The 1,133-nt window shown below is 53.0% G+C and carries 1 rRNA gene; it reads left to right on the forward strand.

From position 1 onward, the window contains the following. Nucleotides 1–1,098 (forward strand): 23S ribosomal RNA (locus FKN05_RS16470); the annotation flags it as partial. Between the last annotated feature and the right edge of the window lie 35 nt (nt 1,099–1,133).

A 1,133-nucleotide genomic window follows, 5' to 3' on the forward strand; every position in this document is an offset into this window, starting at 1 on the left:
AAGATGACGTATACGGTGTGACGCCTGCCCGGTGCCGGAAGGTTAATTGATGGGGTTAGTGGTAACACGAAGCTCTTGATCGAAGCCCCGGTAAACGGCGGCCGTAACTATAACGGTCCTAAGGTAGCGAAATTCCTTGTCGGGTAAGTTCCGACCTGCACGAATGGCGTAATGATGGCCACGCTGTCTCCACCCGAGACTCAGTGAAATTGAAATCGCTGTGAAGATGCAGTGTACCCGCGGCTAGACGGAAAGACCCCGTGAACCTTTACTACAGCTTGGCACTGAACATTGACCCTACATGTGTAGGATAGGTGGGAGACTTTGAAGCGCAGTCGCTAGATTGCGTGGAGTCGACCTTGAAATACCACCCTTGTAGTGTTGATGTTCTAACTTAGACCCGTTATCCGGGTTGAGGACAGTGCCTGGTGGGTAGTTTGACTGGGGCGGTCTCCTCCCAAAGAGTAACGGAGGAGCACGAAGGTGGGCTAATCACGGTTGGACATCGTGAGGTTAGTGCAATGGCATAAGCCCGCTTAACTGCGAGAATGACGGTTCGAGCAGGTGCGAAAGCAGGTCATAGTGATCCGGTGGTTCTGAATGGAAGGGCCATCGCTCAACGGATAAAAGGTACTCCGGGGATAACAGGCTGATACCGCCCAAGAGTTCATATCGACGGCGGTGTTTGGCACCTCGATGTCGGCTCATCACATCCTGGGGCTGAAGTCGGTCCCAAGGGTATGGCTGTTCGCCATTTAAAGTGGTACGCGAGCTGGGTTTAGAACGTCGTGAGACAGTTCGGTCCCTATCTGCCGTGGGCGTTGGAGAATTGAAGGGGGCTGCTCCTAGTACGAGAGGACCGGAGTGGACGAACCTCTGGTGTTCGGGTTGTCACGCCAGTGGCATTGCCCGGTAGCTAAGTTCGGAATTGATAAGCGCTGAAAGCATCTAAGCGCGAAGCGAGCCCTGAGATGAGTTCTCCCTGGCAGTTTAACTGTCCTAAAGGGTTGTTCGAGACTAGAACGTTGATAGGCAGGGTGTGTAAGCGTTGTGAGGCGTTGAGCTAACCTGTACTAATAGCCCGTGAGGCTTAACCATACAACACCGAAGAGGTTTTGATGGGCTCAATTGAG

It is taken from the genome of Vibrio sp. 1-1(7), assembly GCF_013048485.1.
Classification (GTDB): Bacteria; Pseudomonadota; Gammaproteobacteria; order Enterobacterales; family Vibrionaceae; genus Vibrio; species Vibrio fujianensis.